Here is a 13,551-nt window from a genome sequence, read left to right on the forward strand (position 1 = left end):
TCAGGCCAAAAAAAACCCCTCAGCGAGGGGTTTTGTTGTTTTTGCACGGCGTTAGCTGTTGCGGCCACCGGAGCGACGACCGCCGGTCGTAACCTGCGTATGGCGTTTAACGGCACGGCGGATCTGATTTGCCTTCATACGGCGACGGTCTTTTTCAACCGCTACTTTGCTTGCCGTTTCGGCAGGCAGCTCCACCAGCGTACGCAGATAGTTAGTCTGCGCCAGGTCCAGCTCGGTGTAACCACCGCGCGGTAAGCCTTTCGGCAGCTGAATATCACCGTAGCGAACGCGGATCAGACGGCTAACCTGCACGCCAACCGCTTCCCACAGGCGACGAACCTCACGGTTACGGCCTTCGGTCAGGGTCACGTTGTACCACTGGTTAATGCCTTCACCGCCGGTGAATTTGATGGTTTTGAATGCTGCCGGACCGTCTTCCAGCTGAACGCCAAGGCCCAGTTGCTTCACTTTATCGTCGTCAATCTGGCCAAACACGCGCACGGCGTATTCGCGCTCAACTTCACGGCTTGGGTGCATCAGGCGGTTCGCCAGCTCACCGTCGGTGGTGAACAGCAGCAGGCCACAGGTGTTCACGTCCAGACGACCAACGGCAATCCAGCGCGCGCCGCGCAGCTTAGGCAGACGGTCAAACACGGTAGGACGGCCTTCCGGGTCGTTGCGGGTACACAGTTCGCCTTCCGGCTTATAGTAAGCCAGTACGCGGCAAATCTGATCTGCAGACTCTTTAATAGAGATCAGGTGGCCATCGATACGGATCTTCAGGGCCTGAGTCACTTCCACACGGTCGCCCAGGGTGGCAATTTTGCCATCCACGCTGACGCGGCCTGCGGAGATAATGGTTTCAATTTCACGGCGTGAACCGTGGCCGGCGCGAGCCAGGACTTTTTGTAACTTTTCGCTCTTATCGCTCATTGAGCTTCCTCGGGTGTCGCCTTCACAGGCGTCTGATATACTTGCAAAAACAATGAGACAACCGACAAAACAAGTTAACTCACTGATATGTAACTATTTCATGGTTTACAGCATGGCAAATGCTACGTCACACAAGCTGCCACACACAATGATTTGTGGGCGCACATGTTACATGAATTTTAGACTAAATGATTCAACAAGTTTTGTCCGTCTGAGTCTTGGAACTGACAGCCAGAAGAAGCCGGTTATTCCTGATTATGAATGGATCACATACGGGGAGCGGGTCACAATGAAGACATTACTAACATCAGGGTGTACTAATCAACTGGGAGCAGGTCACGACAATTTTACCGGATAACCTTCTGTTACGAAACGTAGTTTCACTTAGGCCTAATACTTGTTGCGCATGTGGTTATTGCTTGTAAAATGACCTCTGTGATTATTTTTATAACAAGTAGAGGGACTTATGAAACAGTACAACAACGATCTTACCCCTGAAATCATCGCATCTTACGATGCTCCTCGTTATACCGACCAGCAACTGTCCGAAATGAATGAAGAAGCTTGTACTCTCATTATCGAACAGCAGGAATACGCCAAACACCATCCAGTTACAGCGATCTATCGTGCCGCCGTTGCCGGAAGCCGCACTCTTCGGGGCGGCGTTGTCGACGAGCCTAATCCGGATCCGAGCCAGGGTATGAAAGTCCAGCTTGATACTGGTCAATGTGTCAGTATGGCTACAGAAGGTGCAACCGTCACTTATCCAGACGGAACGAAGGCTGTCATCATCACCAGCGCCGGGCAGTTAAGCGAATGGGAAGGTAAAGGAATTGCGCTGGTTGGTAGCTTGCTTGATAACGAGGATGTGATTATCAGCACTCCTGATTATGGATTAGTGTTCACTTTTCGCAAGGGTGAATCAATGCCAGATGATTTTCTGCCTGTTAAAAAGGTGGCGTAAATGGGGGGAATGCGTCCAAACGTTTTGGGTCGTGGAATGGCGTTGTTTGGTGATCAAACTACAACTGGCGCAAAACTCATCCCCTCACTTTCTTGCGGTAACATTCTTGGTCGCCGTCCGATTGTTCTGGGTGACAAGACCACAGCTTGCCCGAAATGCGGCAAAGAAGGAAAAGTTGTTGAAGGTGAGTCACACCGCACAATTCACCAGATCCCAGTAGCCGTGGACAGGTGCGTCGTTTTATGTGGCTGCCCCTCTGGAGCTAACCGTATCATAGCCCCTTTGGGCTGGATCGGCCCAGGTGAATCCCCTTCTCAGGCAACGGCAAGGTATCTGGCAGAAGCGGCAACCGCAGCAGCCGCTCTTGCTGCATCTCAACCGTCACAAGCAGAACCAGAACAACACGCCCAGACAGCGAAAAAGAAAACAGGCATCGACGCAGGTTTTGCCGTTCTCCCCTACGGCGGCACCACAGAAGCCTGGCAACGTCTGCTATTCACCGGCACCCCACCAGCAGGAGCCAAAGAACTATTCGCTACGCTGAACGGTTCTGACGCGAAGTATAAAGCTGGTTCTATTATGCTTCTGGTTGATCCAGAGAAACAGGACGACGAGCAGATCGCCCACATGAAAGCCGCGAAAGCGCGAATTGATGCGGCGTTAGAACCGCTGACAATCCAGGAAGCTAACTTCCTGCATAAAAACAAAGACACCATTGATCTGTTTACCTCTCACGCCAGTACGACAACAGGGATCGCCTCAGAAGCTGCGGGAAAATACTTTGAGAAAATCGAAAGCGTTCTGACCAGAATTCAACAGGCGTACAAGAATCAGTACATTACGAGCGGCTCACTGATCAGCGAACAGTTCTATGTTCAAAGACGTCAGCTATTCGGTGAACTTGATAGTATTCTCACTGATTTTACCCGTCACAAACTTGCATTGCAGGACTACCCGGACATCAAGCGTGCATTAGGACTTTCGACCAGTTCTATCACTCACCGCTGGAATCAGACGGGAGTTGCTGACATTGAGGGCTACGCCACCTTCATGGAGAACGCTGCAAAATATGTGAAAATGATGAAAACAGCGGGTTATGTCGGGATCGCGCTTGATGGTATGAACAGGCTGGATAAGATTTATGAAGCCTGCACAGTCGGATCTGACTGCAAGAAAACGGCTTACACTGAAGTCGGAAGTTTTAGTGTGGGATTGGGCAGTGGAATGGCAGCTGGTGCTCTTGTATCTGGTTCAGTTTCTACCACAGTTTGCTCGGTTGTCTTGGGCGCATTAACTATTGAAGCTGCTGGCGCTGGAATGTTGGCCTGCGGTGTGATCTTCACTGGCTCGGTCGGCTATGCCGGAGGAGAGTTAGGAGGCAAGGTTGGCGAAATGGCTGGTGAAAAAGTTTATGAGGTCACAAAGTGAAGGTTTCTGCTTTCGATGTCCTCGTTATTGGTACTGGGGGAGTGATACTACTCTCCACTGTCATTATGGTCATACTGTCAATTTTGAACAAAAAACGCTTCCTTGAAGTGTGTCGTTTGTATGAAGGGGAGTTTGGCTCAGTGCCACTTGCTGCAGCAGTTCTAAGAGATGCTGATTTACTCGGTTTCACCGCTGGATACTCCACAAAAATGGACTTCATTATCCATCCATTGATCTTTGGCAAAAAGTCTATTCAGAGCAAAAACGATGATGTGGATTTTATACGGGGGCTACCTGCAAACATCAAATATTGGTTTATCGCCGAATTCTTGTGTTCATTGGTAGGTTTTATTGCCCTACTTATTGGTGGTATCTGTCTTTGGGTCGAAAAATGATTAATTCAACAGATCTGATCATCTGTGGATTTGGAGGATTAAGTCTTGTCTGCGGTATCGCTGTCGCGTTGCTCTCATTTCTCAACAAAAAGCGTTTCTCCACGATCTGCAAGCTGTATAAAGAAAAGTTTGGTTCTCTCCCTGCCGGAGCGATTATCTTCGATAATGCCGATTCTATAGGGTTTAGCTCAGGTTATGCAGCGAAGATCAACTTTATCGTGAACCCTTTGATCTTTGGTAAAAGCTCAGTTGACATTACAAATGATGATGTTGCATTCATCAGAGACTTGCCACCTCACCTCAAAAACTGGTTTATCGTTGAGTACGCTTTCTCTGCTTTAGGATTAGTATCAATCGTTATCGCCGGAGCCGTGTTCTACTTTCAATAGCATCCCCAAAATAAGCCAGCAGCAATGCTGGCCTCCCCTTGAAACGTCTCAAAATCCTCGTCAGTTCCACCTGTCATCCACTTCCTCAGATTTTGTGCAACATAAGATCTATTGCCCATTTGGAGCAAAGTAACGCAAAAAGTCGTTGGAAGATTTCATCAGGCTTATGTCTGATAATGAAGCCTGTCACAGCCTTGAACATGGTGTGCATAAATGTAGTGATACAAACCGCTGTTAAAACTGTTACACAATATGATGACAGCTATAAGCAGTGTCGATTTAATATGTTGAATTATAAGATTTTTTTATTTTAGTTACGCACTTTCACAGGCGTCGAAATGGGGTAATGGGGTTTACACCCCATTTTGGCCGCAGACACTATTATAAGAAAGGCTTAACGTCACCGACGCCTTCACGCAGTACGACCGGGGAATCATCGGTTAAATCAATTACCGTGGTTGGTTGCTGTCCGAGGTAACCACCGTGGATCACCAGATCGACAACTTTTTCCAGCCGATCTTTGATCTCTTCCGGGTCTGATTCGGTAAAGTCGCTGCCAGGCATCATTAATGACGTGGAAAGCATCGGCTGATCCAGCACTTCAAGCAGCGCCTGCGCAATGGGATTCGACGGTACGCGCAGCCCGATGGTTTTACGCTTCTCCTGCAACAGGCGGCGTGGGACATCTTTCGTCCCCTTCAGAATAAAGGTGTAGTTACCCGGTGTGTTGTTCTTAATTAAGCGGAACGCCACGTTATCAACGAATGCGTAAGTTGAAAGCTCGGACAAATCACGGCACATCAGCGTGAAGTTGTGGCCGTCCGGCAAATTACGGATGCGGCAAATGCGCTCCATGGCCGATTTGTCTTCCAGCTTGCAGCCCAGCGCATAGCCGGAATCAGTTGGATAGACGATCACACCACCTTTACGCACTATCTCCACCGCCTGGTTAATCAGGCGCTGCTGTGGGTTGTCCGGATGAATATAGAAAAATTGACTCATACTGTCCTCTCTTTTGCGATGAGGCCCTGCTCCCAGCTTTGCCACACCGGCTCAACGCCCGCCGGCAGCCATAGCTTGCGGCCCAGCTCTATCCACGAACAGGGCTGATGAAAATCGGAGCCCTGCGAGGCCAGCAGATTAAACTGCATGGCGAAACCAGCAAGTACGGTTCTTTCATTGGGGGCCTGCTGGCACTGCGCGACTTCCATGGCATCGCCACCACTTTCGGCAAAATGCGCCAGCAATCTTTTTAGCCATTTGGTGGTCAGGTCATAACGGCCCGGATGCGCCAGTACCGCCTGCCCGCCAGAATGATGAATCACATCAATAGCTTGTTCTATTGTACACCACTGTGGCGGAACGTATCCGGTTTTCCCCTTTGCAAGGTACTTCTTAAAAACGCCAGCCATGTTGCTGGCTTTACCGCATTCCACCAGGTAGCGGGCGAAATGGCCGCGTGTCACAGCCCCGCCGTCAGCAAGACGCAACGCACCTTCAAGCGCGCCTGGGATCAGCGCCTTATCGAGCCTTTCGGCAATCAGTTCGGCGCGTAGACGACGGCGTTCCGTCTGCTCAGCCAGAAACGCCACCATCTCAGGATAATGTTCGTCGATGCCGAGGCCCACAATGTGGATCTCGTGATTTTCCCAGACTGTTGATATTTCCACGCCGCTGATCAACTGTAGAGGAAGCTGTTTATCGGCGATTTCTGCGCGGGCGGCAGCAAGCCCCGCTACGGTGTCATGGTCGGTGATCGCCAGAATGCCCACACGGTTATGCACCGCGCGCTGTACAAGCGCCTGGGGAGTTAATAGGCCATCTGAGGCGGTGGTATGGCTGTGTAAGTCGTAAATCACCGCAAGGGTAGGCTCGCTCAAAATGGCTCCGCAACTGTTAACAAAATGAAAATGACCGCCCATGATAGCGAGAATCAGGGCTAACTAAAAATCGCTATTGACTTTACATCATCGAACTAGTTTACTAGTACGCAAGTTCACACGAGAAAGGTATCTGAAAATGAAAGCGATTCTTAACCTGCACAACAGCTGGTGGCGCACTTCCTGAAACGGGCAGTGTCATCGCTACGGCTGTTAAGCAGCCCGGATACCAGGCCCGCCATAAGAAGCGGGCTTTTTTTTGAACAAAATATGAAGAGCAAAAAATGCAAACACAAAAACCAGCGCTCGAATTACTGACCAAAGATGCACCCTACCGGGATAACCCGACCGCCGTGTTTCACCAGCTGTGCGGCGCACGCCCGGCCACCCTGCTGCTTGAATCTGCGGATATCGACAGCAAAAATGATTTAAAAAGCCTGCTGCTTGTCGACAGCGCGCTGCGCATTACCGCCCTCGGTGACACCGTCACTATTCAGGCACTTTCTGATAACGGCGCTTCTCTGCTGCCCCTGCTGGACGCCGCGCTCCCGGCTGGCGTGGAAAACGACCATCTGCCGCAGGGCCGCGTGCTGCGCTTCCCGGCGGTCAGCCAGCTGCTGGATGAAGACGCCCGCCTGTGCTCGCTTTCCGTTTTCGATGCCTTCCGCCTGATGCAGGAGCTGGTCACCGTTCCGGAAGACGAGCGCGAAGCGATGTTCTTCGGCGGCCTGTTCGCCTATGACCTGGTCGCCGGGTTCGAGGATTTACCTGCTCTGAAGCAGGATAACCGCTGCCCGGACTACTGCTTCTACCTGGCAGAAACGCTGCTGGTTATCGACCATCAGAAAAAGCAGACTCGCATTCAGGCCAGCCTCTTTACCCCGTCACACGCTGAAAAATCACGTCTGGAGCAGCGAGCTGAGCAGCTGTCACGTCAGTTACATGAAGCCCCTTCCGCGCTGCCCGTGCAGAAAGTCGAGCATATGAGCTGCGACGTTAATCAGAGCGACGAAGAGTACGGCGCGGTGGTTCGTCACATGCAGAAGGCCATTCGTGCTGGAGAAATCTTCCAGGTTGTTCCGTCACGCCGTTTCTCCCTGCCATGCCCTTCCCCGCTGGCCGCCTATGAGACGCTGAAAAAGAGCAACCCAAGCCCGTACATGTTCTTTATGCAGGATAACGATTTTACTCTGTTCGGTGCTTCCCCGGAAAGCTCGCTGAAATATGACGCCACTTCGCGTCAGATAGAGATCTACCCGATTGCCGGCACCCGCCCCCGTGGCCGCCGCGCTGACGGTTCGCTGGACCGCGATTTGGACAGCCGCTTTGAGCTGGATATGCGCACCGACCACAAAGAGATGTCCGAACATCTGATGCTGGTGGATCTGGCACGTAACGACCTGGCACGTATCTGTACGCCGGGCAGCCGCTACGTGGCCGACCTGACCAAAGTTGACCGTTACTCTTTTGTGATGCATCTGGTTTCCCGGGTTGTTGGCGAACTGCGCAATGATCTCGACGTTCTTCACGCTTACCGCGCCTGTATGAACATGGGTACGCTCAGCGGCGCGCCAAAAGTACGCGCCATGCAGCTGATTGCCAAAGCCGAAGGCGTTCGTCGCGGCAGCTACGGCGGTGCCGTCGGCTACTTCACCGCTCATGGCGATCTGGACACCTGCATCGTTATTCGCTCCGCCTATGTGGAGAATGGCATCGCCACCGTTCAGGCTGGTGCAGGCGTGGTGCTGGATTCCGTGCCGCAGTCCGAAGCCGACGAAACTCGTAGTAAAGCCCGCGCCGTTCTGCGCGCCATTGCCACCGCGCACCATGCGAAGGAGATTTTCTGATGGCTGACATTCTGCTGCTCGATAACATCGACTCATTCACCTATAACCTGGCAGACCAGCTGCGCGCGAACGGCCACAATGTTGTTATCTACCGCAACCACGTTCCGGCCCAGACGTTGATTGAACGCCTGGCGACCATGGATAACCCGGTGCTGATGCTTTCCCCGGGTCCTGGCGCACCAAGTGAAGCAGGCTGCATGCCGGAGCTGCTGACCCGCATGCGCGGCAAGCTGCCGATTATCGGCATCTGCCTGGGGCATCAGGCGATTGTTGAAGCTTACGGCGGCTACGTCGGCCAGGCGGGTGAGATCCTGCACGGTAAAGCGTCAAACATTTCTCACGACGGCGAAGCGATGTTCGCGGGGCTGTCTAACCCACTGCCGGTGGCCCGTTATCACTCGCTGGTCGGCAGCAATATTCCGGCGGGCCTGACCATCAACGCCCATTTCGACGGTATGGTGATGGCAGTGCGCCACGACGCGGACCGTGTTTGCGGCTTCCAGTTCCACCCAGAATCCATCCTCACGACCCAGGGTGCGCGGCTGCTGGAACAAACGCTCGACTGGGCGCTGCTGAAGTTAAAGCAGACCAATACCCTGCAACCGATTCTGGACAAGCTTTACCAGGCCCAGACCCTGAGCCGCGAAGAGAGCCACCAGCTTTTCTCTGCCATCGTGCGCGGCGAGCTTAAGCCTGAGCAGCTGGCGGCAGCGCTGGTCAGTATGAAAGTGCGCGGCGAGCACCCGAACGAAATTGCCGGGGCGGCGTCCGCCATGCTTGAGGCAGCCGCGCCTTTCCCAAGCCCGGACTATGAATTCGCCGATATCGTCGGCACCGGCGGCGACGGCAGCAACAGCATTAATATCTCTACCGCCAGCGCCTTTGTGGCCGCCGCCGTTGGGCTGAAAGTGGCAAAACACGGTAACCGCAGCGTCTCCAGCCGTTCCGGCTCGTCCGATTTGCTCGCCGCTTTCGGCATCAATCTGGATATGAGCGCAGAGAGTTCACGCCAGGCGCTGGATGATTTAGGCGTTTGCTTCCTGTTTGCGCCGAAATATCACACGGGTTTCCGCCATGCCATGCCGGTACGCCAGCAGCTGAAAACTCGCACGCTGTTTAACGTGCTGGGGCCATTGATTAACCCCGCTCACCCACCGCTGGCGCTGATTGGCGTTTACAGCGCGGAACTGGTCCTGCCGATTGCCGAGACGCTGCGCGTGCTCGGCTATAAGCGTGCCGCCGTGGTGCACAGCGGCGGAATGGATGAGGTTTCACTCCATGCTCCGACGCAGGTCGCCGAGCTGAACAACGGTGATATCACCAGCTACCAGCTTACTGCCGCAGACTTCAATCTTCCTCCTTATCACCAGGAGGCGCTGGCGGGCGGCACGCCGGAAGAAAACCGTGACATTCTGACCCGCCTGCTACAAGGTAAAGGAGAGATCGCCCACGAGTCGGCCGTCGCCGCGAACGTCGCGATGCTGATGCGCCTGCACGGCCACGAAGATCTCAAAGCAAACGCACAACAGGTGCTGGACGTACTGCGCAGCGGCGCAGCCTACGACCGCGTCACGCAACTGGCAGCAAGAGGATAAGAAATGCAGGACACCGTATTAACGAAAATCGTCGCGGATAAGGCGATTTGGGTTGAAGCGCGTAAAAAGCAGCAGCCCCTGGCAAGCTTCCAGAACGACGTAACACCCGCTACACGCAATTTTTACGATGCCTTACGGGGCGCGCGGACTGCCTTTATCCTGGAGTGCAAAAAAGCTTCTCCGTCCAAAGGGGTTATTCGCGATGATTTTGACCCAGCGCGCATTGCCGGTGTTTATAAGCATTACGCTTCCGCAATCTCCGTGCTGACCGACGAAAAATATTTCCAGGGCAGCTTCGATTTCCTGCCCATCGTCAGCGGCATCGTCACTCAGCCGGTGCTGTGCAAAGATTTTATTATCGATGCCTATCAAATTTACCTGGCACGCTTTTACCAGGCCGATGCCTGCCTGCTGATGCTGTCCGTGCTGGATGACGACCAGTATCGTCAGCTCGCAGCCGTGGCGCACAGCCTGAGCATGGGCGTACTGACGGAAGTCAGTAATGAAGAGGAGCTCGAGCGCGCCATTGCGCTGAAAGCGAAGGTCGTTGGCATCAACAACCGCGATCTGCGCGATCTGTCTATCGACCTGGATCGCACCAGGAAGCTGGCCCCGCGCCTGACGCATGGCGTAACCGTTATCAGCGAATCGGGCATCAGCACCTACGGCCAGATCCGCGAACTCTGCCACTTTGCTAACGGCTTCCTGATCGGCTCCGCGCTGATGGAAGAGGACGATCTGAACGCCGCCGTTCGCCGCGTGACGCTGGGTGAGAATAAGGTCTGCGGCCTGACCCGCCCGGAGGATGCCCGCGCCGCCCGTGAAGCCGGGGCCATTTTTGGTGGGCTTATTTTCGTGCCTTCTTCCGCGCGTTTTGTCACCGACGAGCAGGCGCTTTCTGTCATCTCCGCCGCCGATCTCCGTTTTGTAGGTGTGTTCCGCAATACCCCGATCAGCGAGGTGGTCAGCAAAGTCACTAAACTCAGCCTCGTTGCCGTTCAGCTACACGGCGACGAAGACCAGGCCTATATCGACACCCTGCGTGACGAGCTGCCGGACAACGTACAGATCTGGAAGGCGCTGAGCGTTGCCCACACGCTGCCGGCCCGCGACCTGAACCACGTTGATAAATACGTTTTCGACAACGGCCAGGGCGGCACGGGCCAGAGCTTTGACTGGTCGCTGCTGGCGGGACAGAAGCTGGATAACGTCATGCTGGCCGGTGGCCTCGGGGCGGACAACTGCGTGGAAGCGGCAAAAGCCGGATGCGCGGGACTGGATTTCAATTCTGGCGTCGAAAGCGCGCCGGGCATTAAAGATGCTAACAAGCTGGCAGCCGTCTTCCAGACGCTGCGGGCTTACTAAGGAAAAATATCATGACGTTACTTAATCCCTATTTTGGTGAGTTTGGTGGCATGTACGTGCCGCAAATCCTGATGCCTGCCCTGCGCCAGCTGGAAGAAGCGTTTGTGGCGGCGCAAAGCGACGCGGAGTTCCAGGCAGAGTTTAACGACCTGCTGAAAAACTACGCCGGGCGCCCTACCGCACTGACAAAATGTAAGAACATTACGGAAGGCACTAACACTACGCTGTACCTGAAGCGTGAAGACCTGCTGCACGGCGGCGCGCATAAAACTAACCAGGTGCTCGGCCAGGCTCTTCTTGCCAAGAAAATGGGCAAAACTGAAATCATCGCCGAAACCGGTGCCGGCCAGCACGGCGTTGCTTCTGCGCTGGCAAGCGCGCTGCTCGGCCTGAAATGCCGTATTTATATGGGTGCCAAAGACGTTGAGCGCCAGTCACCTAACGTGTTCCGTATGCGTCTGATGGGCGCGGAAGTGATCCCGGTGCACAGCGGCTCCGCCACGCTGAAAGATGCCTGCAACGAAGCGCTGCGCGACTGGTCCGGCAGCTATGACACCGCGCACTATATGCTCGGTACAGCGGCAGGCCCGCACCCGTTCCCGACAATCGTGCGTGAATTCCAGCGCATGATCGGCGAAGAGACGAAAGCACAAATCCTTGAGAAAGAAGGTCGTCTGCCGGACGCGGTGATTGCCTGCGTAGGCGGTGGCTCCAACGCCATCGGTATGTTTGCTGACTTCATTAATGAAACCAAAGTCGGGCTGATTGGCGTTGAGCCTGCCGGTCACGGTATCGAAACCGGGGAGCACGGCGCGCCGCTGAAGCATGGCCGCGTCGGCATCTACTTCGGGATGAAATCCCCGATGATGCAAACCGACGAAGGGCAGATTGAGGAATCCTATTCAATCTCCGCCGGTCTGGACTTCCCCTCAGTCGGGCCGCAGCACGCCTACTTAAACAGCATCGGTCGTGCGGAATACGTGTCGATCACCGATGACGAAGCGCTCGATGCTTTCAAGTTGCTGTGCCGCAAAGAGGGGATTATTCCGGCGCTTGAGTCCTCCCATGCGCTGGCCCACGCCGTAAAAATGATGCGGGAACACCCTGAAAAGGAACAGCTGCTGGTGGTGAACCTCTCTGGCCGCGGCGACAAAGATATCTTCACCGTTCACGATATTTTAAAAGCGCGAGGGGAAATGTAATGGAACGTTATCAGCACGTATTTGAGCAGTTAGAGGCTCGCAAGGAAGGCGCTTTTGTCCCCTTCGTGACCCTTGGCGACCCGTCGCCTGAGCACTCCCTGAAGATCATCGATACGCTGATTGAAGCGGGTGCGGATGCGCTTGAGCTGGGTATCCCGTTCTCCGATCCGCTGGCGGATGGCCCGACGATTCAGAACGCCGCGCTTCGTGCTTTTGCAGCCGGTGTCACGCCAACGCAGTGTTTCGAGATGCTGGCCGTTATTCGTCAGAAGCACCCGACTATCCCCATTGGCCTGCTGATGTATGCCAACCTGGTTTACAGCCGTGGGATTGATGAATTCTATGCGCTGTGCGCCAAAGTGGGCGTGGATTCGGTGCTGATTGCCGATGTACCAGTTGAAGAGTCTGCCCCGTTCCGCCAGGCGGCGATGCGCCATAACGTTGCGCCTATCTTCATCTGCCCGCCAAACGCGGATGACGCATTGCTGCGTGAAATTGCCTCGCACGGTCGCGGCTATACCTATCTGCTTTCTCGTGCGGGCGTAACCGGCGCGGAAACGCGTGCTCAGCTGCCGCTGCACCATCTCGTAGAGAAGCTAACGGAATTCCACGCCACGCCTTCTTTGCAGGGCTTCGGTATCTCTGAACCCTCCCAGGTTCGCGATGCCATTGCAGCTGGAGCAGCCGGTGCGATTTCAGGTTCGGCAATTGTGAAAATCATAGAGAAGAACGTTGACCAGCCGGACGTGATGCTCAGCGAGCTTAAAAGCTTCGTGCAGGCGATGAAAGCCGCCACGCGGGCAGCATAATAAAGCGAAAGGCCGGAGCATCTCCGGCCTTTTTACTATTAATTTGTTATCAGAAGCGGTAGCCCGCTGAGAACATAAACACCCACGGATCGATACGCGTATTGATGTTCTGCTGCTCGCCGCCCGCTTTAAACTTCACTTCGGTGTCGATATCCATGTACCACACCGACATGTTCAGCAGCCAGTCGTCGTTGACCATATAGTCCAGACCAACCTGCCCCGCAGCGCCCCATGAATCCTTCACGCTCAAATCAGTCAGCCCCGCATCTTTACCGGTCTGGTTGAAATCGGTGTCAAAGAAGGTGGTGTAGTTGATGCCCGCCCCGATATACGGGCGAACCTTACTTTTTGCATCGCCGAAGTACCACTGCGCCATCAGCGTAGGCGGAAGCTGCCTGACCGTTGCCAGGTCGCCAGTCGGGCCAAGGCCAACCTTATGGCGGAACGGCGTCGCGGCCAGCAGTTCGATGCCGATATTATCGGTCACCATATAGTCAAACGTTAATCCCAGCTGGGTATTGTTGCTGACGCTGAAGCCGCCCATGCCGAGCACGTTGTCCGAGCCCTCTGTTGGACGAACGGTTGCCGTACCGGCACGCATAAAGAACTCGCCTGCTTCATGCGCCAGCGCTTCACCAGATAAACAGCATAAAGCGAGTACTGCGACAGATAACTTCTTCATAGCCCTTTCCTTGTTATGGTTTTATTAGCGGGCTGAATATACTCACTTCTGGGTACAAAGTG

Annotated in this window: 13 protein-coding genes and 1 other annotated feature; of the genes, 9 read left to right on the plus strand and 4 right to left on the minus strand. The window is 54.2% G+C overall.

Annotation, left to right across the window (positions count from 1 at the left end; all coding sequences use genetic code 11):
• Window positions 1–51: 51 nt before the first annotated feature.
• Entirely contained in the window at window positions 52–933 is an 882-nt protein-coding gene (gene rluB, locus ACA108_12190) for a 23S rRNA pseudouridine(2605) synthase RluB (GenBank protein XEX94173.1), read from the minus strand.
• 466 nt (window positions 934–1,399) lie between these two features.
• On the opposite strand from rluB, the gene ACA108_12195 reads away from it, so the two are divergent.
• The 4 genes from ACA108_12195 to ACA108_12210 are packed head-to-tail and all read left to right on the plus strand — an operon-like array spanning window position 1,400 to window position 4,109.
• A complete protein-coding gene (locus ACA108_12195) occupies window positions 1,400–1,897 on the plus strand; it encodes a hypothetical protein (protein ID XEX94174.1) in 498 nt (165 codons plus the stop codon).
• On the plus strand, window positions 1,898–3,325 hold the full coding sequence (locus ACA108_12200) for a PAAR domain-containing protein (GenBank protein ID XEX94175.1): 1,428 nt from the start codon (window positions 1,898–1,900) through the stop codon (window positions 3,323–3,325). It begins immediately after the preceding gene.
• Window positions 3,322–3,720, plus strand: coding sequence for a hypothetical protein (locus ACA108_12205; protein XEX94176.1), 399 nt, complete (start codon window positions 3,322–3,324; stop codon window positions 3,718–3,720). Before ACA108_12200 ends, ACA108_12205 begins: the two co-directional genes overlap by 4 nt.
• Window positions 3,717–4,109 (plus strand): hypothetical protein, encoded by a 393-nt coding sequence (locus ACA108_12210; protein ID XEX94177.1) that lies wholly within the window; start codon window positions 3,717–3,719, stop codon window positions 4,107–4,109. The genes ACA108_12205 and ACA108_12210 overlap by 4 nt, the downstream gene beginning before the upstream one ends.
• A gap of 381 nt (window positions 4,110–4,490) precedes the next feature.
• On the opposite strand, the gene ACA108_12215 is transcribed toward ACA108_12210, so the two are convergent.
• On the minus strand, window positions 4,491–5,111 hold the full coding sequence (locus ACA108_12215) for an L-threonylcarbamoyladenylate synthase (protein ID XEX94178.1): 621 nt from the start codon (window positions 5,109–5,111) through the stop codon (window positions 4,491–4,493).
• Window positions 5,108–6,031, minus strand: coding sequence for a PHP domain-containing protein (locus ACA108_12220; GenBank protein ID XEX94179.1), 924 nt, complete (start codon window positions 6,029–6,031; stop codon window positions 5,108–5,110). Before ACA108_12220 ends, ACA108_12215 begins: the two co-directional genes overlap by 4 nt.
• Window positions 6,032–6,152: 121 nt before the next feature.
• Window positions 6,153–6,250, plus strand: a sequence feature (Trp leader region).
• A 23-nt stretch (window positions 6,251–6,273) separates the two neighbouring features.
• Between ACA108_12220 and ACA108_12225 the strand changes: the two genes are divergently transcribed.
• The 5 genes from ACA108_12225 to trpA are packed head-to-tail and all read left to right on the plus strand — an operon-like array spanning window position 6,274 to window position 12,807.
• On the plus strand, window positions 6,274–7,836 hold the full coding sequence (locus ACA108_12225) for an anthranilate synthase component 1 (protein XEX94180.1): 1,563 nt from the start codon (window positions 6,274–6,276) through the stop codon (window positions 7,834–7,836).
• Window positions 7,836–9,431: a bifunctional anthranilate synthase glutamate amidotransferase component TrpG/anthranilate phosphoribosyltransferase TrpD gene (gene trpD / locus ACA108_12230; GenBank protein ID XEX94181.1), complete on the plus strand. Its 1,596-nt coding sequence runs from the start codon at window positions 7,836–7,838 to the stop codon at window positions 9,429–9,431. Before ACA108_12225 ends, trpD begins: the two co-directional genes overlap by 1 nt.
• A 3-nt stretch (window positions 9,432–9,434) precedes the next feature.
• Window positions 9,435–10,796 (plus strand): bifunctional indole-3-glycerol-phosphate synthase TrpC/phosphoribosylanthranilate isomerase TrpF, encoded by a 1,362-nt coding sequence (gene trpCF / locus ACA108_12235; protein ID XEX94182.1) that lies wholly within the window; start codon window positions 9,435–9,437, stop codon window positions 10,794–10,796.
• An 8-nt stretch (window positions 10,797–10,804) separates the two neighbouring features.
• On the plus strand, window positions 10,805–11,998 hold the full coding sequence (gene trpB, locus ACA108_12240) for a tryptophan synthase subunit beta (GenBank protein ID XEX98092.1): 1,194 nt from the start codon (window positions 10,805–10,807) through the stop codon (window positions 11,996–11,998).
• A complete protein-coding gene (gene trpA, locus ACA108_12245; protein ID XEX94183.1) occupies window positions 11,998–12,807 on the plus strand; it encodes a tryptophan synthase subunit alpha in 810 nt (269 codons plus the stop codon). Before trpB ends, trpA begins: the two co-directional genes overlap by 1 nt.
• A gap of 49 nt (window positions 12,808–12,856) precedes the next feature.
• Here the strand turns inward: trpA and ompW are convergent, their stop codons facing one another.
• Window positions 12,857–13,489 (minus strand): outer membrane protein OmpW, encoded by a 633-nt coding sequence (ompW, locus tag ACA108_12250; protein XEX94184.1) that lies wholly within the window; start codon window positions 13,487–13,489, stop codon window positions 12,857–12,859.
• Between the last annotated feature and the right edge of the window lie 62 nt (window positions 13,490–13,551).

The sequence above is a fragment of the Dryocola sp. LX212 genome, from assembly GCA_041504365.1.
Taxonomy (GTDB): domain Bacteria; phylum Pseudomonadota; class Gammaproteobacteria; order Enterobacterales; family Enterobacteriaceae; genus Dryocola.

What these genes read in the sequence shown, in the direction of transcription:
- rluB (XEX94173.1), bottom strand. Translation starts at nt 933, where the DNA reads ATGAGCGATAAGAGCGAAAAGTTACAAAAAGTCCTGGCTCGCGCCGGC.
- ACA108_12195 (XEX94174.1), top strand. Translation starts at nt 1,400, where the DNA reads ATGAAACAGTACAACAACGATCTTACCCCTGAAATCATCGCATCTTAC.
- ACA108_12200 (XEX94175.1), top strand. Translation starts at nt 1,898, where the DNA reads ATGGGGGGAATGCGTCCAAACGTTTTGGGTCGTGGAATGGCGTTGTTT.
- ACA108_12210 (XEX94177.1), top strand. Translation starts at nt 3,717, where the DNA reads ATGATTAATTCAACAGATCTGATCATCTGTGGATTTGGAGGATTAAGT.
- ACA108_12215 (XEX94178.1), bottom strand. Translation starts at nt 5,111, where the DNA reads ATGAGTCAATTTTTCTATATTCATCCGGACAACCCACAGCAGCGCCTG.
- ACA108_12220 (XEX94179.1), bottom strand. Translation starts at nt 6,031, where the DNA reads ATGGGCGGTCATTTTCATTTTGTTAACAGTTGCGGAGCCATTTTGAGC.
- ACA108_12225 (XEX94180.1), top strand. Translation starts at nt 6,274, where the DNA reads ATGCAAACACAAAAACCAGCGCTCGAATTACTGACCAAAGATGCACCC.
- trpD (XEX94181.1), top strand. Translation starts at nt 7,836, where the DNA reads ATGGCTGACATTCTGCTGCTCGATAACATCGACTCATTCACCTATAAC.
- trpCF (XEX94182.1), top strand. Translation starts at nt 9,435, where the DNA reads ATGCAGGACACCGTATTAACGAAAATCGTCGCGGATAAGGCGATTTGG.
- trpA (XEX94183.1), top strand. Translation starts at nt 11,998, where the DNA reads ATGGAACGTTATCAGCACGTATTTGAGCAGTTAGAGGCTCGCAAGGAA.
- ompW (XEX94184.1), bottom strand. Translation starts at nt 13,489, where the DNA reads ATGAAGAAGTTATCTGTCGCAGTACTCGCTTTATGCTGTTTATCTGGT.